Annotated in this window: 15 protein-coding genes; 12 read left to right on the top strand and 3 right to left on the bottom strand. The window is 68.5% G+C overall.

What is annotated here, in order from left to right:
• Positions 1-51 precede the first annotated feature (51 nt).
• The 8 genes from NVU01S_RS29030 (at position 52) to tpiA (ending at position 9978) form a co-directional block, all read left to right on the top strand.
• Positions 52-747: an HAD family hydrolase gene (locus tag NVU01S_RS29030; protein ID WP_043682529.1), complete on the top strand. Its 696-nt coding sequence runs from the start codon at positions 52-54 to the stop codon at positions 745-747.
• A 180-nt stretch (positions 748-927) separates the two neighbouring features.
• A complete protein-coding gene (uvrC, locus tag NVU01S_RS29025) occupies positions 928-2934 on the top strand; it encodes an excinuclease ABC subunit UvrC (protein WP_043682525.1) in 2007 nt (668 codons plus the stop codon).
• A gap of 175 nt (positions 2935-3109) precedes the next feature.
• The gene (rapZ, locus tag NVU01S_RS29020) at positions 3110-4090 is read left to right on the top strand and encodes an RNase adapter RapZ (protein WP_029903176.1); all 981 of its coding nucleotides are present in this window, start codon (positions 3110-3112) and stop codon (positions 4088-4090) included.
• Positions 4087-5133, top strand: a complete 1047-nt coding sequence (locus NVU01S_RS29015; RefSeq protein WP_014986418.1) for a gluconeogenesis factor YvcK family protein — start codon at positions 4087-4089, stop codon at positions 5131-5133. The genes rapZ and NVU01S_RS29015 overlap by 4 nt, the downstream gene beginning before the upstream one ends.
• Complete coding sequence (gene whiA / locus NVU01S_RS29010; protein ID WP_014986417.1) at positions 5124-6107, top strand: DNA-binding protein WhiA; 984 nt, start codon at positions 5124-5126, stop codon at positions 6105-6107. Before NVU01S_RS29015 ends, whiA begins: the two co-directional genes overlap by 10 nt.
• Positions 6108-6950: 843 nt before the next feature.
• Positions 6951-7970, top strand: coding sequence for a type I glyceraldehyde-3-phosphate dehydrogenase (gap, locus tag NVU01S_RS29005; protein ID WP_014986416.1), 1020 nt, complete (start codon positions 6951-6953; stop codon positions 7968-7970).
• A 4-nt stretch (positions 7971-7974) separates the two neighbouring features.
• Positions 7975-9189: a phosphoglycerate kinase gene (locus NVU01S_RS45005; RefSeq protein ID WP_043682520.1), complete on the top strand. Its 1215-nt coding sequence runs from the start codon at positions 7975-7977 to the stop codon at positions 9187-9189.
• A 3-nt stretch (positions 9190-9192) separates the two neighbouring features.
• Positions 9193-9978 carry a triose-phosphate isomerase gene (gene tpiA, locus NVU01S_RS45000; RefSeq protein WP_043682517.1) on the top strand — a complete coding sequence of 262 codons (786 nt, stop codon included), beginning with the start codon at positions 9193-9195 and terminating at the stop codon, positions 9976-9978.
• 57 nt (positions 9979-10035) lie between these two features.
• Here the strand turns inward: tpiA and NVU01S_RS28990 are convergent, their stop codons facing one another.
• From NVU01S_RS28990 to NVU01S_RS28980, 3 genes are read right to left on the bottom strand one after another with little or no spacing between them, the layout of a single operon-like run.
• Positions 10036-10959, bottom strand: coding sequence for a hypothetical protein (locus NVU01S_RS28990; protein WP_043682513.1), 924 nt, complete (start codon positions 10957-10959; stop codon positions 10036-10038).
• A 55-nt stretch (positions 10960-11014) separates the two neighbouring features.
• Positions 11015-11803 carry an META domain-containing protein gene (locus NVU01S_RS28985; RefSeq protein WP_052281424.1) on the bottom strand — a complete coding sequence of 263 codons (789 nt, stop codon included), beginning with the start codon at positions 11801-11803 and terminating at the stop codon, positions 11015-11017.
• 48 nt (positions 11804-11851) lie between these two features.
• A complete protein-coding gene (locus tag NVU01S_RS28980; RefSeq protein WP_043682509.1) occupies positions 11852-13273 on the bottom strand; it encodes a lipase family protein in 1422 nt (473 codons plus the stop codon).
• A gap of 170 nt (positions 13274-13443) precedes the next feature.
• Here NVU01S_RS28980 and NVU01S_RS28975 point away from each other — a divergent pair, with 170 nt between their 5' ends.
• The 4 genes from NVU01S_RS28975 to NVU01S_RS28960 all read left to right on the top strand — a co-directional run bounded on the left by NVU01S_RS28975 (position 13444) and on the right by NVU01S_RS28960 (position 18494).
• On the top strand, positions 13444-14082 hold the full coding sequence (locus NVU01S_RS28975; RefSeq protein ID WP_043682506.1) for a TetR/AcrR family transcriptional regulator: 639 nt from the start codon (positions 13444-13446) through the stop codon (positions 14080-14082).
• A 4-nt stretch (positions 14083-14086) separates the two neighbouring features.
• The gene (locus tag NVU01S_RS28970; RefSeq protein WP_052281423.1) at positions 14087-14614 is read left to right on the top strand and encodes a hypothetical protein; all 528 of its coding nucleotides are present in this window, start codon (positions 14087-14089) and stop codon (positions 14612-14614) included.
• A 1125-nt stretch (positions 14615-15739) separates the two neighbouring features.
• Positions 15740-16654, top strand: a complete 915-nt coding sequence (locus NVU01S_RS28965) for a DMT family transporter (RefSeq protein WP_043682219.1) — start codon at positions 15740-15742, stop codon at positions 16652-16654.
• Between the two features lie 244 nt (positions 16655-16898).
• Positions 16899-18494: an MFS transporter gene (locus NVU01S_RS28960; protein ID WP_043682222.1), complete on the top strand. Its 1596-nt coding sequence runs from the start codon at positions 16899-16901 to the stop codon at positions 18492-18494.
• The last annotated feature ends 58 nt before the right edge of the window (positions 18495-18552 follow it).

Genomic DNA, 18552 nt, shown 5'->3' with positions numbered 1-18552 from the left:
CGCGGCCTGCGACGACCGGAGCCCGCACCAACCCGTCGGTAGGCTGTTTTCGTGACTCTCGAGGCGGTGCTGTTCGACTATTCCGGGACCTTGTTTCGACTGGAGGAGAAGCAATCATGGGGTGATGATCTGGTCGCTGCCGATGGCCGGGCCTTGGATGTCCACGAGAAGACCGAGCTCCTGCGCCGGATGACCGCGCCGGTGCACCAGATCGTCGAGTTCGACGCGGCGGGCCAGTACGCCTGGGACAACCGCGACCTCGACCCCGAACTGCACCGGAAGGCTTACCTGGAGGTGCTGCGCAAGTCGGGCGTGCCGTTCGACGATCAGGCCGCCAAGCTCTACGACCGGATGATCGACCCGCTGGAGTGGACGCCGTACCCGGACGTCGAGGAGGTGCTGACTTCCCTTGCCGCCCAAGGCATCCAGGTGGCGGTGGTGAGCAATATCGCGTTCGACATCCGGCCGGCGTTCACCGCCCGCGGCTGGGACCGCTATATCGACGCGTTCGCCCTCTCCTTCGAGATCGGCGCGATCAAGCCGCAACCTCGTATCTTCGCCGCCACGCTCGACAAACTCGGCGTCGACCCGGAGGCCGCGTTGATGGTCGGCGACAGCGCCGAAGCCGACGGCGGCGCCACCGCCATCGGCTGTCGCTTCGCGCTGGTCGAGCCGACTCCCACCGGCGAACGCCGGTCCGGTCTGCTGGACGCGGTCGCACAGCACGGTGTCGCCCGCCGGCAGTGAACCCTGCCACGGCAGTCGCACCACCGGGCACCGGTGGTCTACCGGCCGTAGCTTGCGATACACGCTGCGGTGCAAGATGTTTCGAAGCAACGACGCCGACCGGAGCGCTCCGGCCCGGCGCGACACCGCGGTCCCGAGCACCCCGGCGAACCTGTCGTAGCCTCCCTCTAGGCTTGACTGGTGGCAGATCCAGCGACGTACCGGCCCAAGCCGGGCACGATTCCCGTCGAACCAGGGGTGTACAAGTTCCGGGACGCGCATCGACAGGTCATCTACGTCGGTAAGGCGAAGAGCCTGCGCAGCCGGTTGAACTCGTACTTCGCCGACGTGGCGTCGCTGCATCCGCGCACGAAGCAGATGGTCACCACCGCGGCGAGCGTCGAATGGACGGTCGTCTCCACCGAGGTGGAGGCGCTGCAACTCGAATACAACTGGATCAAGGAGTTCGATCCGCGGTTCAACGTCCGATACCGGGACGACAAGTCGTATCCGGTGCTCGCGGTGACGTTGAACGAGGAGTTCCCCCGGCTGTTCGTCTACCGCGGCGCGCGCAAGAAGGGCGTGCGCTACTTCGGCCCGTACGCGCATGCCTGGGCGATCCGGGAAACCCTGGACCTGCTGCTGCGCGTCTTTCCCGCACGGACCTGCTCCAACGGAGTGTTCAAACGGCACAGCCAGATCGGCCGTCCCTGCCTGCTCGGGTATATCGACAAGTGCTCGGCGCCGTGTATCGGCCGGGTCAGTGCCGACGAGCATCGCCGGATTGTGGAGGACTTCTGCGACTTCCTGGCCGGCCGCACCGACCGCATGGTGCGTCAGCTGGAACGGCGCATGCAGGAGGCGGCCGAGGACCTCGATTTCGAGAACGCCGCGCGGCTGCGGGACGACGTGCAGGCGCTGCGCCGGGCGCTGGAGAAGCAGGCGGTGGTGCTGGGCACCGGCACCGACGCCGACGTGATCGCCTTCGCCACCGACGAACTGGAAGCCGCGGTACAGATCTTCCACGTCCGGGACGGCCGGGTGCGCGGCCAGCGCGGCTGGGTGGTCGACAAATCCGGCGACGCCATCGACGCGCCGGAAACCGGCAGTGAGATGGCAGTGCTGGTCGAGCAGTTCCTCACCCAGTTCTACGGCGAGCAGGTGGCCGTCGCCGAGTTCGGTGCGGGGGAGCAGCCCGCGACCGTGGTGCCGCGGGAGGTGCTCGTCCCCGAGTTGCCCGGGGACGCCGAACAGGTCCAGGAGTGGCTGTCGGACCTGCGCGGCTCGGCCGTGCAGTTGCGGGTGCCCCAGCGCGGCGACAAGAAGGCGCTCGCGGAGACCGTGCAGCGCAACGCGATGGAGGCGCTGCAGCAGCACAAGCTCAAGCGCGCGGGCGATCTCACGTCGAGATCGGCTGCGCTGCAGGCCATTCAGGACGCCTTGGAACTGGACAGCGCCCCGTTGCGGATCGAATGTGTCGACATCAGCCATGTGCAGGGCACCGACGTGGTGGCCTCGCTGGTGGTGTTCGAGGACGGTCTGGCGCGCAAATCCGAGTACCGCCACTACACGATCAAGGAGGCCGCGGGGGAGGGCCGCTCCGACGACGTGGGCAGCATCCGGGAGGTCACCCGGCGGCGGTTCTACAAGCTGCAGAAGGAACGCGAACTGCTGGCGAGCGAAGACCTGGCGGCCGAAACCGCGGACGCCGCAGCCGATCTCGACGCCCGGCCGGGCATCGATCCGCAGACCGGACGGCCGCGCAAGTTCGCCTACCCGCCGAACCTGTACGTCGTCGACGGCGGCGCGCCCCAGGTCGCGGCCGCCGCCGAGGTGCTCGACGAACTGGGCATCACCGATGTCGCGGTGATCGGCCTGGCCAAACGACTGGAAGAGGTGTGGGTGCCGGGGGAGAGCGACCCGGTGATCATGCCGCGCAACAGCGAGGCGCTGTTCCTGCTGCAACGGGTCCGGGACGAGGCGCACCGTTTCGCGATCACCTTCCATCGCAGCAAGCGGTCGCGCCGGATGACCGCCTCCGCGTTGGACTCGGTGCCCGGCTTGGGCGCGGCGCGCCGCACCGCGCTGGTCACCCACTTCGGCTCGGTCGCGAAACTCAAGGAGGCCACGGTCGAACAGATCACCGAGGTCCCCGGGATCGGCCTGGCGACGGCCAAAGCGGTGCTCGCCGCATTACAGGAGGGGTGAGGAAGTTCGGAATCACCAGCTTTTCACCGATGCACCTATATCCTCGTTACCGTTCCAGCACATGTTCGATCACCGGCCTCGGGCACCACGGAGGGTGACCGCGCATGTCTGCGCCCGCTACCGGAACCGGTGCGGGATGATTCGAGAGGTAACCACGAGACGGATCCGGTAGGACATGACACGCGTCGAATCGAACAACACGGCGGGCAATCCGCGACAGACCGCGGGGCAGGACAGCTTCGCGAGCGCTGTCACCGCGGCGAACCCGCAGGTCGAGGTCGTGATCGTGACCGGACTATCCGGCGCGGGCCGCGGTACCGCCGCCCGCGTGCTCGAGGATCTGGGCTGGTACGTCACCGATAACCTGCCGCCGGAACTGATCGGCCGGATGATCGAACTCGGCGCGGCCACCGAGCCGCCGATCCGGCGCCTCGCCCTGGTGATGGACGTGCGCAGCCGCTTCTTCACCGGTGATCTCTCGGTGGTCACCGAACAGCTGCGCAAGCTCGGCATCGAGACCCGGGTGCTGTTCCTGGAAGCGTCCGATGACGTGCTGATCCGGCGCTACGGGTTCGCCCGGCGCCGGCATCCGCTGCAAAGCGAAAGCAAAGACGGCACCCTCTCCGCGGGCATCGCCGCCGAACGGGTTCGGCTCTCCGCCGTGAAAACCGCCGCCGACCTGGTCATCGACACCACCGAGCTGTCCATCCACCAGCTGCATCGCAAGCTGGAGGAGGCCTACGGCGGCGGTGCGCCGAGCGCGTTGCAGCTCACCGTGCAATCTTTCGGCTTCAAGCACGGGGTTCCACTGGACGCCGACATGGTGTTGGATGTGCGTTTTCTACCTAATCCACATTGGATTCCAGAATTGCGGGAACACACTGGTCAGGAACCGGTGGTGAGTGAGTACGTGCTGTCGCGCCCCGGCGCGGCGGATTACCTGCGTACCTGTCACCACCTGGTGGATCTGACCATGAACGGTTACCGCCAAGAGGGGAAGCGATACATGACGGTGGCAGTGGGCTGCACCGGAGGAAAACACCGCAGCGTGGCGATAGCCGAGGCCCTCGGTGAACTGATGAGCGCGGTCACCGACGTGGCCGAGGGATCCGCCGACGTGGTGCGGGTCGTGCACCGGGATCTGGGGCGCGAATGAGTGGTTGGGAATCCGATCCCAGCATCGTCGCGCTGGGCGGCGGGCACGGCCTGTACGCGACGCTGACCGCGGTCCGGCGGTTGACCAGAAAGATCTGCGCCGTCGTGACGGTCGCCGACGACGGCGGTTCGTCCGGGCGGCTACGCAGCGAACTAGGGGTGCTGCCGCCGGGTGATCTACGGATGGCGTTGGCCGCGTTGGCCGCCGACGCCGACGATGTCTTGACCCGCACCGTGCAGCACCGCTTCGGCGGCACCGGAGCGCTGGCCGGCCACTCGGTCGGCAACCTGATCCTGGCCGGTCTCACCGAGGTGCTCGGCGACCCGGTCGCCGCCCTGGACGAGGTCGCCAAGCTGCTGCGGATCACCGGGCGGGTACTGCCGATGTCACCCATCGCCCTCGACATCGAAGCCGATGTCGCTGGGCTGGAAGCGGATCCGCGGGTCAGCCGCTGTATCCGCGGCCAGGTCGCGATCGCGACCACCCCGGGCAAGGTACGCCGCGTCCGGTTGATTCCGTCCGATCCGCCGGCCAGTCCGGAAGCGACCTCGGCCATCGAACACGCCGACGTGGTCGTGCTCGGGCCGGGATCATGGTTCACCAGTGTCATCCCCCATGTGCTCGTCCCCGAACTACGAGAGGCGCTCGTGTACACCCGAGCCAGAAAAGTTCTCGTGCTGAACCTCGCCGCCGAGCCCGGCGAAACGGCGGGTTTCTCCGCCGAACGGCACCTGCATGTATTGTCCCAGCACGCACCGGAATTCGTGGTCGACGAGGTGGTGGTCGATTCAGGGTCGGTTCCGGAAGGTCGCGAAAGAGAACATGTGGCCAGAGCTGCCGAACAGTTGCGCGCGCGAGTAACCTTCTCCGATGTCGCCGAAGCGGGAACGGACCGGCATCACCCCGGAAAGCTTGCCGCCGCACTGGATCAACTGATCCGGCAACCTCGGCCGCAAATGGCAGGGCTTCGAGTCGAGGGACGGCACATGGGTCAGGATGTGCGTTCCGGGTTGGGTGGAAAGGAGCGCGTCTCGTGGCGATGACAGCCGATGTGAAGGACGAGCTGAGCAGGCTCACGGTGTCGCAGGTCAGTTCCCGGAAGGCGGAACTGTCGGCGCTGCTGCGGTTCGCGGGCGGTCTACACATCGTCGGAGGGCGGGTGATCGTCGAGGCCGAGGTGGACATGGGTTCCATCGCTCGCCGACTCCGCAGGGAGATCTTCGAGTTGTACGGCTACGGTTCCGATGTGCATGTGCTCGGGGCGGGCGGCCTGCGCAAGACCTCGCGCTATGTGGTGCGGGTGTCGAAGGAGGGCGAGGCGCTGGCCCGGCAGACGGGTCTGCTCGATGTGCGGGGCCGGCCGGTGCGCGGGCTGCCCGCGCAGGTGGTCGGCGGCAGCATCGCCGACGCCGAAGCCGCTTGGCGCGGAGCGTTTCTCGCGCACGGCTCGCTCACCGAGCCGGGTCGCTCCTCGGCGCTCGAGGTCAGCTGCCCGGGCCCGGAGGCGGCGCTCGCGCTCGTCGGCGCGGCCCGCCGGCTCGGCATCACGGCGAAGGCGCGCGAGGTGCGCGGTACCGATCGGGTGGTGGTGCGGGACGGCGAGGCCATCGGCGCGCTGCTCACCCGGATGGGTGCGCACGGCACCCGGATCGTCTGGGAGGAGCGCAGGCTGCGCCGCGAGGTGCGGGCCACGGCGAACCGGCTGGCCAACTTCGACGACGCCAACCTGCGTCGTTCCGCCCGGGCCGCGGTCGCCGCGGCCGCCAGGGTGGAGCGCGCGCTGGAGATCCTCAGCGACGAGGTGCCCGACCATCTCGCCGCCGCGGGCAAACTGCGCGTGCAGCACCGGCAGGCGTCGCTGGAGGAACTCGGCCAGCTCGCCGACCCGCCGATGACCAAAGACGCTGTGGCAGGCCGGATTCGGCGCCTGCTGTCGATGGCGGACCGGCGCGCCAAGGAACTCGGCGTCCCCGACACCGAATCCGCCGTCACGGCCGAACTGCTCGACGAGGCCTGAGTCGCGTTCGCACCCTCCCGGGCCAGGCGCCCGGGAGGGTGCTGCGCGTTCGGGGTGCGATGACGCAGCCCGACCCGAGAGAAGCAGTGCAGACGACAGGGTGACGTGGCCGGGCCAGAGCCGTGCGCTGACGCGGCTGGGTCCGAGCCGTGCGCTGACACGGCCGGGTCCGAGCGGTGCGTGGTGACATGGCCGGGCTCGAGCGATGCGCTGTCGCGGGGTGACGTAACCGGGCTCGAGCGGTGCGCTGTCGCGTAGTGACGTGGCCGGGCCCGAGCCGTGCGTGGTGACGTGGCCAGGCTCGAGCCGTGCGCTGTCGCGTGGTGACGCGGCCGGGCCCGAGCCGTGGCGTGGTGACGTGGCCGGGCCCGAGCGGTGCGCTGCCACGTGCGGCTGCAGTGCTGCCCTGGACCTCGGGAGCGTTGCGGCGCCACACGAGCGCGCCCCCCGCCGTGCCCGGTGGGCGCAATTTGCACCGGTTCTCGGGATTTGCACTGCTTCTGGAGGTCCTGAAAGGGTGCGTATCCCGAGAAGTGGTGTGGATGTGGCGGGTACCCCTACTGGGGTGGGGTGGCAGTGGGGTTGACGGAGGGTTGGGGCTGGTCGGTGGGGTGGGGTGTGAGGAAACAGACCGGTCGGTGATCGAGGTCGCTGGTTACCGTAGGGGGGTGGTCCCTCAGCCGACTCCAGGACGGCGCCGGACAGGTCGATCATCCGGCGACCCGGCAGCCCGCCGACAGATGTCCAGTTCACAACGGACAGGTGCATGTCGGTGCGGTGCAGGGCGGGCACTACTGTTACTAGACATCGGAATGATCCGCTTGAAAGCTGAGGAGCGATAACGTGACTGTCCGGGTAGGCATCAACGGCTTCGGTCGTATCGGACGTAACTTCTTCCGGGCGGTGGAGGCGCAGAAGGCGCTGGGCACCACCGACATCGAGATCGTCGCGGTCAACGACCTCACCGACAACGCGACGCTCGCGACCCTGCTCAAGTACGACTCGATCCTGGGCCGCTTGCCGCAGGACGTCTCGCTCGACGGCGATGACACCATCGTGGTCGGTGACCAGCGGATCAAGGCGCTGGCCATCAAGGAGGGCCCGGCGGCGCTGCCGTGGGGCGACCTGGGTGTCGACGTGGTGGTCGAGTCCACGGGCATCTTCACCGACGCGACCAAGGCCAAGGGCCACCTCGCGGCCGGTGCCAAGAAGGTCATCATCTCCGCGCCCGCCAAGGGCGAGGACCTGACCGTCGTCATGGGCGTCAACGACGAGAAGTACGACGGCAGCCAGAACATCATCTCCAACGCCTCGTGCACCACCAACTGCCTCGGCCCGCTGGCGAAGGTGCTGAACGACAGCTTCGGCATCGAGCGTGGTCTGATGACCACCATCCACGCCTACACGCAGGACCAGAACCTGCAGGACGGCCCGCACAGCGACCTGCGTCGCGCCCGCGCCGCCGCGCTGAACATCGTGCCGACCGGCACCGGCGCCGCCAAGGCCATCGGCCTCGTGCTCCCGGAGCTGCAGGGCAAGCTCGACGGTTACGCGCTGCGCGTGCCGGTCCCGACGGGTTCGGTCACCGACCTGACCGTCACCCTGCGCACCGCCGCCTCGATCGACGAGATCAACGCCGCGTACAAGGCTGCCGCCGAGGGCCCGCTGAAGGGCATCCTCAAGTACAACGTCGACCCGATCGTGTCGAGCGACATCGTCACCGACCCGCACTCCTCGATCTACGACGCGCCGCTCACCAAGGTGATCGACGACCAGGTCAAGGTCGTGTCCTGGTACGACAACGAGTGGGGCTACTCGAACCGTCTCGCCGACCTCATCGGCCTCGTCGGCAAGTCGCTCTGAGGCCATGGCAGTCAAAACTCTCGACGATCTGCTGAGCGAGGGTGTCGAAGGTCGGGGCGTGCTGGTGCGCTCCGACCTGAACGTCCCCCTCGACGACAACGGCCAGATCACCGATCCCGGTCGCATCCTCGCGTCCGTGCCCACCATCAAGGCACTGGTCGAGGCCGGTGCGAAGGTGGTACTCACCGCGCATCTCGGCCGGCCGAAGGGCGCACCGGACGCCAAGCTCTCGCTGGCCCCCGTGGCCGCGAAGCTCGCCGAGGAGCTGGGTCGTAACGTCCAGCTCGCCGGTGACGTGGTCGGCCAGGACGCGCTCGCGCGCTCCGAGGGGCTGACCGACGGCGACGTGCTGCTGCTGGAGAACATCCGCTTCGATCCGCGCGAGACCAGCAAGGACGACGCGGACCGGGCCAAGCTGGCCGCCGCGCTGGTCGAGCTGGTCGGCGACGACGGCGCGTTCGTCTCCGACGGCTTCGGCGTGGTGCACCGCAAGCAGGCGTCGGTCTACGACGTGGCGAAGCTGCTGCCGCATTACGCGGGCAAGCTGGTCGCCGCCGAGGTGGACGTGCTCGCGAAGCTGACCGCGGACACCGAGCGGCCGTACGCGGTGGTGCTCGGCGGTTCGAAGGTCTCCGACAAGCTCGCGGTGATCGAGGCGCTCGCGCCGAAGGTCGACACGCTCGTCATCGGTGGCGGCATGTGCTTCACCTTCCTTGCCGCCCAGGGTCTTTCGGTGGGTTCCTCGCTGTTGCAGGAGGAGATGATCGACACCTGCAAGGGCCTGCTGGAACGGTACGCCGACGTGATCCACCTGCCGCGCGATATCGTCGCGGCGGAGCGGTTCGCGGCCGATGCCGACTCGAAGGTCGTTCCGGCGCACGAGATTCCGGACGGCTGGATGGGTCTGGACATCGGTCCCGAGTCGACCGATCGGTTCGCGGCGCTGCTCACCGAGGCGAAGACGGTGTTCTGGAACGGCCCGATGGGCGTGTTCGAGTTCGAGAACTTCGCGGCGGGCACCCGTGGGGTGGCCGAGGCGATCGTGACGGCGACCGGCAAGGGCGCGTTCACCGTGGTGGGCGGCGGTGATTCGGCCGCGGCCGTGCGCGCGCTCGGCCTGCCCGAGGACGGCTTCTCGCACATCTCGACCGGCGGCGGCGCGTCGCTGGAATACCTGGAGGGCAAAGAACTTCCGGGCATCGCAGTGCTGGAGGGCTGAGCAATGGCACGCAAGCCGCTCATCGCGGGCAACTGGAAGATGAACCTCAATCACCTCGAGGCCATCGCTCTGGTGCAGAAGATCGCGTTCGCCCTGCCGGAGAAGTACTTCGCCAAGGTCGACGTCACCGTCGTGCCGCCGTTCACCGATCTGCGCAGTGTGCAGACCCTGGTGGAGGGCGACAAGCTCCTGCTCACCTATGGGGCGCAGGATCTTTCGCAGCACGATGCCGGCGCTTACACCGGTGAGATCAGCGGCGCCATGCTGGCGAAGCTGGGTTGCACCTATGTGGTGGTCGGGCATTCGGAGCGGCGGCAGTACCACGGCGAGGACGACGCCACCGTGCTCGCCAAGGCCAAGCAGGCGCTCAAGCACGGACTCACCCCGATCGTCTGCATCGGTGAGGGTCTGGATGTGCGCGAGGCGAAGACGCACGTCGAGTACAACCTCGAGCAGCTGCGGGGTTCGCTGAAGGGCCTGACGGCGGAGGAGATCTCGAAGATCGTCATCGCCTACGAGCCGGTCTGGGCGATCGGCACCGGCAAGGTCGCCACCCCGGCCGACGCGCAGGAAGTGTGCGGGGCCATCCGTGGCGAGCTGGTCGAGCTCGCCTCCGCGGAGGTGGCCGCGGACCTGCGCGTGCTCTACGGCGGTTCGGTCAACGCCAAGAACATCGGCGAGCTGATCAAGCAGACCGATATCGACGGTGCGCTGGTCGGCGGCGCCTCGCTGAAGGGTGACGAGTTCGCCACCCTGTCCGCGATCGCCGCGGGCGGCCCACTGCCGTAAGGGTTTTCGAACCGTGCAAGGGCCGAGCATCAGCAGGTGCTCGGCCCTTTTCGGGTGTCAGTCCACGGGGATGCGGTACTCGGAGATGCTGCCGCGCAAGGTGAATCCCGTGCCGGTGAGGGCGGTGCGCAGCGCCTGATCGGCCGGGTCGGCGGACAGATCGGCGGTCGTGACCTCGGGGTGATCGCGGCGCAGGCGGTGCAGGGTGCTCGCCAGCAGCGCGCTCAATTCCGGCACGAGGGCCTCCGCGTGCACGATGTTCAGCACCGCGGTGTCGCCGCGGACACCGGCCGAGGATTCGGCGCGTAGTGTGCCGTCCACGTCGAGGTAGCCGAGGGTGAACGTGGTCTCCAGGTATTCGTCCCGATCGGCGAGCAGTTCGCCCACGGTTTCGGCGGTCCAGCGATCGGTGCAGCCGGTGTCGTCGCAGCGGCTCAGGCCCGCGTCGGTGTACAGGCGGGCGTATCGGGCGAGCGTTTCCCCGGTCGGCGGGGCCGGAAGTTCCTCGACGTACGCCGCCGGGGTCTCGGGCCAGTCGCCGCCTTCGGCGCGCCACTCGCAGTCGAGTTCCCGATGCGGGCGCAGGCCGAGGTCCGTCGCGACCGCGACACCGTCGCGATCCTGGACGATCCATTGCACCGCAGTGTGTTTCGAGGAGCGGGCCGCGTCGACGGCCGCGCTCAGCATGGCGCGGTAGGTGTCGGTGTCACCCTCGTCGACCACCGGGACGGCGAGCAGATACCGTTCCGGATCCTCCGGGTCCACCAGCAACGTCCAGCCCACCACCGCGCCTTGCCTGCGCACCGTCAGCACCCCGCGGGTATGCGGGCCGATCAGTTGCTCGCGTAGCTCTCGGAGCTCGCTTTCGGTGTCCGAGGCACCGGCTACCGACGGTTGACCGGCGGGTAACTCCGCCACCAGACGGTCATCGATGGTGGTGTGGAGTTCGATCTCGCCGACCTCGGTCTGGATTGCTGACATGTAGCTGATGGTACCGGCGTCCGGCCAGGCAGGGGGCGGCCCGAATTCCGGGGGCTCATTCCGCGTGTAGGACCAGACCGTTGCCGTTCTCGTTCTTGATGGTGAGGGCGTTCGCGTCGACGGTCGCGGTCGCCTTGCCGTCCAAGGCTTTCAGGACGGCTTGCTCGACCTCCATCACCTCGGGCGCGCAGGCCATCCTGGTGGTGGCGATCCGGAAGGTGAGTTCGGGGTCGGTGCCCGTGGCGCTGCCGTTCATCGTGTTGCAGCCCGCGGTGCCGGAGACCTTGCCGTCGGTGGCGATGGTGAGGGTCGGTTTCACGTCATCGATGGCCTGCGAACGGATCTGGGCCTCCGGAGTGAGCAGCGCCGTGACGATCCAGGTGGTGCCGCGCAAGGGTTTGTCGGGTTCGGCGACCTTCTTGTCGAGCATGGTGACGGTCAGGTTGTCGCTCTTCAACGTCAGTTTCGGGCCGTCGAGCTGCCAGGCGGGCTGGGAGTTGAGCAGGCCGCTGAGCCACTCGTCGGCACCCTGCCGGTCGCCGCCGCAGGCCATCAGGGTGCTCGCGAGGCTGGACACGATCAGCTTCTGCTCCGCCAATGCCACCGCGCCCGAATGGGTGTTGCAGCCCGCGTCCGCGGAGACGCGATTGTCCTTGAAGGTCAGCTGGAGTGGGCCGCCGCCGGGTATCGGTGCGCCCTCGACCCCGGTGGAGACGAAGGTGCGGCCCATCAGCGTTTGATCCGGCGGGTTCGCGGGAGAGTTCGAATCCCCGCTCGAGCAGGCGTTGATCGCGAGAACTGCGAGCAGGACGATCGGGCCGAACCGCACGAGATTAGCCGCCATGACGGCGATGCTACCGATGTCGTGCGGTTCGGCCCGGGTTTCGGCCGGTCAGACCGGCATGCCGAGCGCGGAGGCGAGGGTCTGGCCGAGGGCGTTGACCACCATGGCCGCCGCGCCCGGATCGAGGATCTGCAACGGCACGTCCCGGTTGGTGCAACCCTGCTGCGCCGGGACGCCGTTGAGCCGATCGTGCAACCACATCACGGCCGAACCCGCGCCCGAGGCCGCCGCGATCCCGTGCTCGCTGATGATCTCGCGGGTGTAGGCGACCTTGGCGTCCGGGTCCTTGCAGTAGGTGTCGTAGACCTTGTTGAGCGCGTTCACCGGCATGACTTCGTCGAGCGGCGCCTGATAGAAGTACATCGGCGACGCGGGTGTGCCACGGCGGCCGAGGCTGATCTCTTCGAGCATGGGCTGTAATTCGGGTGCGCTCAACGGATCGCCGCCGGGATAGTCGAACAAACCCTTGATGTTCACGAACGGGAAGCCCGCGAATTGCAGTGCGACGCACTGTCCTTCGTGCACCACGCGCACGGCTTTGCCGAGTGGGTTCATGTACTTGTCGATGAACTGGCTGAGCTCGGGATACTCCCTTGCTACACCGAACAATCCGCCGAGGACCGCGCCGCCGAAGGTGGAGGTGCCGTTGTTGTAATCGATGGCCGTGCGGATATCGGCCATCACCCCGCCGGCCGCGGTGCCCACCAGGCTCAGCTCCGGCGCGTACTCGCGTTGCAGTTCGGCCGCGTGCGCGGTCGGGATCGCGCCGCCGGAGTAGCCCCACAGTGCCGTGCGGGTCGCCGTGCCGGGCAGCCCTGCGGGCTCGAAGTTCTGCGCGGCGCGGATCGCGTCCAGGGTGATCCGCGCGCCGAGCGGGCCGGTCGCGTACGCCGCGTTCGGGCCCTGGTGATCGGGCACCACCACGGCGTGCCCGAGTTGCAGCATGGCCTGGACCTCGATGAATTCCAACCCGATCACGGTATTGGTCGGGTTGGGCAGCGAGCCCATCTGCAGCACGTAAGAGGGCGCGCAGTTCACCGACAGGGAGTCCTCGGCGAATTGGAACGAGACCAGGCTGCGGTCGGGTGTCGGCGACGGGCGATGCGGCACGATCACGGTGGCGACCGCGGGAATCGCCTCACCACGGGTGTTGGTGCTGCGGTACGACAGCTGCCACGCCCGCACATTCAGCGGGATCAGGAAGAAATTGGCGAGGTTCACCTGCCGGGCGCCGAGGATCTCACCGGGCTGGGCCGCGGCCACCCTGGCCGGATCCGGGTTGTAGAAGCCCGGATCCAAGTACGGCGGGGCCGGGGGAAGGGGAAAGGGGAGCGGGGGTGCGACCGGCACCGGATCCGCGAGCGCCGCGGCGCCCAGCGCCGGGCACACCGCGAGGGTCAGCCCCGCGGTCAGAGCAAGGCAGGTGTGAGCGACCACTTTCTTGGTGCGCCCGACGGTGCCCATCTTCATTCGAACTCCTAGACCTCAACGCAACGTTGCGAGACACGGCTCTCGGGCATAAAGAGAGCAATCGTTTCCTAACTGGCGCGTCGACTGTAGAGGGCGGTGCGGCGATGTGTCAACGGTCACGCCGACCCGCCGATCGGTAGCGTTCTGGACGCCGGGCAGGATGGACAGTCATGACCGGTAGCGCCGAAATCTCGCGTCCGCGCAGGACCCAGCAGGAACGCCGGGCCGCGACCGTCGCCAAGCTCGTCGACGCGACCATCGCCGCGATCAGCGAAGTCGGCTACCAGCGCACCACCGTGCAGGAGATCTGCGGGCGCGCAGGGCTTTCCGTCGGCGCGATGTTCCGTCAGTTCGACGGCAGGCTGGATCTGATCGTGCGGACCGCCGAAGAGATCGTCACCCGGCAGCGGGTCGCGTTTCTGGTGATGATGGAACACCTCGAGGACCAAACGAATCCGCTCACCACCGCGCTGCGGTTCCTGCGGGCCGCGCAATCGTCGGAGATCACCCACGCGCTGCGGGAGATCTACCTCGCGGCGCGCTCGGACGCCGAACTGCGGACGCGGATCGCACCGACCGTGGAGACCTACTACGACGAAATCGTGGCCGCGGTCGAGCACACCGGCGTGCTGCGCCGCTATCCGAAACGAGTGCGTGAGCCGCTGTTCTACCTTGCGCTGCATGTGTTCTCGGGTCAGGCCGTGGTCCGGGGGGTGTATCCGAAACCCGAGGTCGACGACGCGGTCCTCGCGCTGCTGGAGGACATGCTGCATATGTACGCCGAGTCGGTCGAACCCGGCGAGTCCTAGGGCCATGCGACTGTGGACGCTGCAGGCGCCCGAAGTTGTTGCGGCCGTGCGCGCGAACGGCGGGTATCGGGCGCGCTGGGACCTCGTCACGCCGAACTGGCACACCGCGTTCCGGGCGATGACGGCCGAGATGACAAGGCGCGGAATGGATTGCGCCGCGGCCCCGCCGGTGTGGTGCTGGCCCGGCCGGGCGTGGCGCGCTGCCACGGTGCGGACCACCGCGAATCTCCTGCTCGGCGACCATGAATGGGCACACGGCCGCTGGCTGCTGAAACTGGCTGTGCCCGAACGGTTCACGCTCGTCACCTCATACGGCGCCTGGAACGACTACCTCGCCCACACCATGGGCTTCACCGACGGACCCGACCGAATGGACTGGACCGGCCGCCGCACCTGGGCCCGCGACCAACTCCAGGTCACCCTCCCCGAACTCCGCCGCGAATGGATCACCCGAGCCACCCCCTACCCACCCGACCCCCAAACCGCCGCCCGCATCGCCGCCGACCCAGACCTCCAGGGGCTCGAGTCGTGAAGGAGATGCGCTTCGGTGCGCGTGTGAGTCAGCGCAGGTGCGGGAAATATGGGCTTGCCATTGCTGTTGCAGTGCAGTGCGGGTTCCCGCGTAGCCGCTGCGACGCCGGTGCTCTCCAGCGCGGGTTGCGCTGGTCGCTGCCGGGCCAGACCTTAGAGCCCCGCGATGGGCTGGATGGAGTTCGCACTTGCGCCGCGCCCTCACCGGTGCGGAACGCTCGGCTTCGACCGTGCTGCTCGCTGGGCCCGCGTGCTGATTCGGCGTGCGCAGGCAGTGGCAGGTGCCGTCGGAAATACCGGGGCGACGCCGCGCGGTGGTGGGCGTTAGGATCGGCCTCGTGCATCGATGCTTCCCGATATCCCCGCCGCCCGCCTCCTAGCGAGGTGTAGGCGTACCTCCGCATTCGCTCCGGCCATGCGCGTCAAAGGACGGACTTCGTCCGGCTGCGTCTGTTCTGCGTACCTCCGCATTCGCTCCGGCCATGCGCGTCTAACGACGGACTTCGTCCGGCTGCGTCTGCTCTGCGTACCTCCGCATCCGCTCCGGCCATGCGCGTCTAACGACGGACTACGTCCGGCTGCGTCTGCTCTGCGTACCTCCGCATTCGCTCCGGCCATGCGCGTCTAAGGGCGGACTTCGTCCGGCTGCGTCTGTTCTGCGTACCCCCGCGTTCGCCCGTCCCATGCGTGACTGGCGAGAGCGCCGTTCGGCAGTGCTCGTGCTGCACGTGGCGGTGTTTGTTGCGTCCGGGCGGTCGACAGGGGACTGAGTTCTGCTGTGCTCGTTGTTGTTCCGATATCGGTTCGGCTGTGCAGGGCAGGCGTGACTTCGTTCGGCCTCGGCAGCTCGTGCCTTGCATCTGGTTCGAGATGCGAGTGGCGGCGGGTTGCGGTGCGGCTTGGACTGTGTCGGTGCGGACCGTTGCGGATATGGGCTCAGGCGGCGTTGACGGCGTAGTGGGTTCCGTTCGGTAGGGCTGGGCGGACCGGCCCGCTGCGGTTGCCACCGGTGCGTGGGCGTGGCTCGCGGGCGGAGCTTCCTCAGGGTGCGTGTAGCGCTGCGGTATTCGTTGTGCACCTCGCTTCAGCGACCACCAATCCTTCTGTCGCAGGAGCGCAAACTTTCATGTCCACAACTCTGTCCACGGCCGGCCGTTCGGGGCTGGTCTATCTCGTCGGCGCCGGAATGCTCTGGGGCACCGGCGGTCTGCTCGGCACGCTGCTCGGGCGGGCCACCGGTCTGTCCCCGGTCGCGGTCGCCACCTGCCGGCTCGCCGTCGGCGGTCTGCTGCTCGTCGCGCTACTGGCGGCGACCCGGCGTCCTTGGCCGCGAAATCCGCAGGCGTGGCGCCGGATCGGTGCGGTCGCCGTGCTGGCCGCAGCCTTCCAGGCGTGCTATTTCGGTGCGGTCGCCGCGTCGTCGGTGAGTGTCGCGACGTTGCTCACCATCGGCACATCGCCGGTGGTGGTCGCGCTGCTCGAACAGCTCACCGGCCGCCGCCGCTTGGATCGCCGTCGCGCGGGCACGATCTGCCTCGCACTGACGGGTTTGGCGCTGCTGATCGGCGTGCCGTCCGATGACGTCGATGCCACCGGTCTGCTCGCCGGTGCGACCCTCGCCGTCGCGGCCGCGACCGCGTTCTCGACGGTGACCGTGATCAACACGCGCCCCGTCCCGGGCCTCGACGCGATGACGACGACGGGTCTCGGCTTCACCGCGGGCGCACTGCTTCTCGCGCCGGTGGCGGTGACGACCGGCCTCACCTTCCACCCGTCCGTCGCGGGTCTCGCCCTGGTCCTCACCCTCGGCCTGGTCCCGACCGCGATCGCCTACACCCTCTATTTCCGCGGCCTCCCCGCCGCAGGTTCCGGCACCGCCGCCGTCCTAGCCCTGCTCGAACCGCTCACGGGCGCTGTCCTCGCCGCCCTCCTCCTCGGCGAACGTCTCACTCCCAGCGCCCTCGCCGGCGCCGCGGTCCTGACCCTCGCCCTCCTCCTCACTGCAACCGAACAGACCGGAGCCGCCGGCGACCTCACCTGATCGGCCCAGCCGCGGCCTCGGTTACCGTCCTCCAAGACGGTTACGACTGCAGTGGCAAGCGCACGATTGAGGCGACCTACGGTCGGCGTACAGCTGCTGCGACGTGCACCGCAGTCCACTCGTATCGCACCGCGGGGAGCGCTCGGGCCTGTGGTCCGGATCGTGTGCTGCTGTCGGCGGTCGGCGCACAGGACCCGACCGCGGCTCGAGCAGGGCGGTCGGCGAGGGCGCTAAGCTCCGGGGAGTGACCACTGTGGCTACTACCGTCTCTACCTGGGCGCCGATGCGGTCGAAGGTGTATCGCGCGCTGTGGATAGCGCAGTTGGTGTCCAATTTGGGGACCTGGATGCAGACGGTCGGCGCCCAGTGGATTCTGGTCGACGAGCCGAACGCGGCCGCGCTGGTTTCGTTCGTGCAGACCGCGATCACGCTGCCGGTGATGCTGCTGGCCATCCCGTCCGGGGTGATCGCGGATCTGGTGGATCGGCGCAGGTTGCTGGTGGGCGCGCAGTCCACGATGGCGCTGCTGGCGACGGTGCTCGCGATCTCCACGGCGACCGGCCACACCACCCCGGCGGTGCTGCTGACCTTGCTGTTCCTGCTGGGCTGCGGGCAGGCGCTGACCGGTCCCGCGTGGCAGGCGATCCAGCCGGAACTGGTTCCGCGGGAACAGATTCCGTCGGCGGCCGCGCTCGGCAGCATGAACATCAACATCGGGCGCGCGGTGGGCCCGGCGCTGGCGGGGGTGCTGGTCTCGGTTTCCGGGCCGACGCTGGTGTTCGCGTTGAACGCGGTGTCGTTCGCGGGGATCGTGGCCGTGCTGACCGTGTGGCGCAGGCCGCGCACCGATCGTGGCCTGCCGTCGGAGCGTCCGCTCGCGGCGCTGCAGGCGGGCACCCGGTTCATCCGGGCCGCGCCCGCGATCCGCCGGGTGCTGCTGCGTTCGATCCTGTTCATCGCCCCGGCCAGCGCGCTGTGGGCGCTGCTGCCGGTGATCGCGCGCGACGAACTCGGGCTCACCTCGTCGGGGTATGGCCTGATGCTGGCCGCGCTCGGTATCGGCGCGGTTCTCGGCGCCGTCGGCCTGACCCGGTTGCGTGCCCTGCTGACGCCCACGCAACGGTTGACCACCGCGGCCGTGCTGTTCGGTCTCGCGACCGCGGCCACCGCCGTGCTGCATGTGGTGCCGGTGGTGTTGATCCTGCTGGTGTTCGCCGGCTTCGCCTGGCTGCTCGCGATGTCGACGATGAATTCGACGATGCAGTTGCTGCTGCCCGGGTGGGTGCGGGCGCGCGGCCTGTCCGTCTATCTGCTGGTGTTCATGGGCGGTCAAGCGCTGGGTTCGCTGGTCTGGGGTTTGCTCGCCGGTGCGATGGGACCGGTGTTCGCGCTGGTGAGCGCGGCGGCGCTGCTCGCGGTGTGTGCGGTGAGCACGGTGTGGCTGCCGATCAGTCACAACGCGGAGAACCTGGACCAGACGCCGTCCGCGTTCTGGCCGGAACCGCAACTGGTGGTGGAACCCGACCCGGCCGACGGCCCGGTCATGGTGTTCCGCACCTACGACGTCCCGGCGGAGAACGTGGCGGAGTTCATGACCGCGATGGCGTTCGTGGGCCGGTCCCGGCAGCGCACCGGCGCGATGGAATGGCGGCTGTATCGCGATGTCGGCGTGCTCGACCGCTATGTGGAGGCGTTCGTCGTCCGCTCGTGGGCCGAACACATGCATCAGCATCAGGTCCGGCTCACCGCCCAGGATCAGCTCCGCGAGCAGGCGGCTTCGAAGTACACCGTCGGCGACGATCGGGTCACCCACTTGGTCGCGGTGATGCCCGCCCGGTGAGCACACGGCGCTGGGGAGCGTTGCCGAGTGCCTGATTCGGTGGGATCCGCCCGACCGC

This window comes from Nocardia vulneris (assembly GCF_001613425.1).
Taxonomy (GTDB): domain Bacteria; phylum Actinomycetota; class Actinomycetes; order Mycobacteriales; family Mycobacteriaceae; genus Nocardia; species Nocardia vulneris.
Note: the sequence above shows the minus strand (reverse complement) of the source record. Positions and strands in the feature narration are given on the sequence as shown.

Coding starts and splice junctions, on each gene's coding strand:
- NVU01S_RS28985 (WP_052281424.1), bottom strand. CDS start 11,803: ATGGCGGCTAATCTCGTGCGGTTCGGCCCGATCGTCCTGCTCGCAGTT.
- tpiA (WP_043682517.1), top strand. CDS start 9,193: ATGGCACGCAAGCCGCTCATCGCGGGCAACTGGAAGATGAACCTCAAT.
- NVU01S_RS28965 (WP_043682219.1), top strand. CDS start 15,740: ATGTCCACAACTCTGTCCACGGCCGGCCGTTCGGGGCTGGTCTATCTC.
- NVU01S_RS28990 (WP_043682513.1), bottom strand. CDS start 10,959: ATGTCAGCAATCCAGACCGAGGTCGGCGAGATCGAACTCCACACCACC.
- NVU01S_RS29015 (WP_014986418.1), top strand. CDS start 4,087: ATGAGTGGTTGGGAATCCGATCCCAGCATCGTCGCGCTGGGCGGCGGG.
- NVU01S_RS28975 (WP_043682506.1), top strand. CDS start 13,444: ATGACCGGTAGCGCCGAAATCTCGCGTCCGCGCAGGACCCAGCAGGAA.
- NVU01S_RS45005 (WP_043682520.1), top strand. CDS start 7,975: ATGGCAGTCAAAACTCTCGACGATCTGCTGAGCGAGGGTGTCGAAGGT.
- NVU01S_RS28970 (WP_052281423.1), top strand. CDS start 14,087: ATGCGACTGTGGACGCTGCAGGCGCCCGAAGTTGTTGCGGCCGTGCGC.
- NVU01S_RS28980 (WP_043682509.1), bottom strand. CDS start 13,273: ATGAAGATGGGCACCGTCGGGCGCACCAAGAAAGTGGTCGCTCACACC.
- rapZ (WP_029903176.1), top strand. CDS start 3,110: ATGACACGCGTCGAATCGAACAACACGGCGGGCAATCCGCGACAGACC.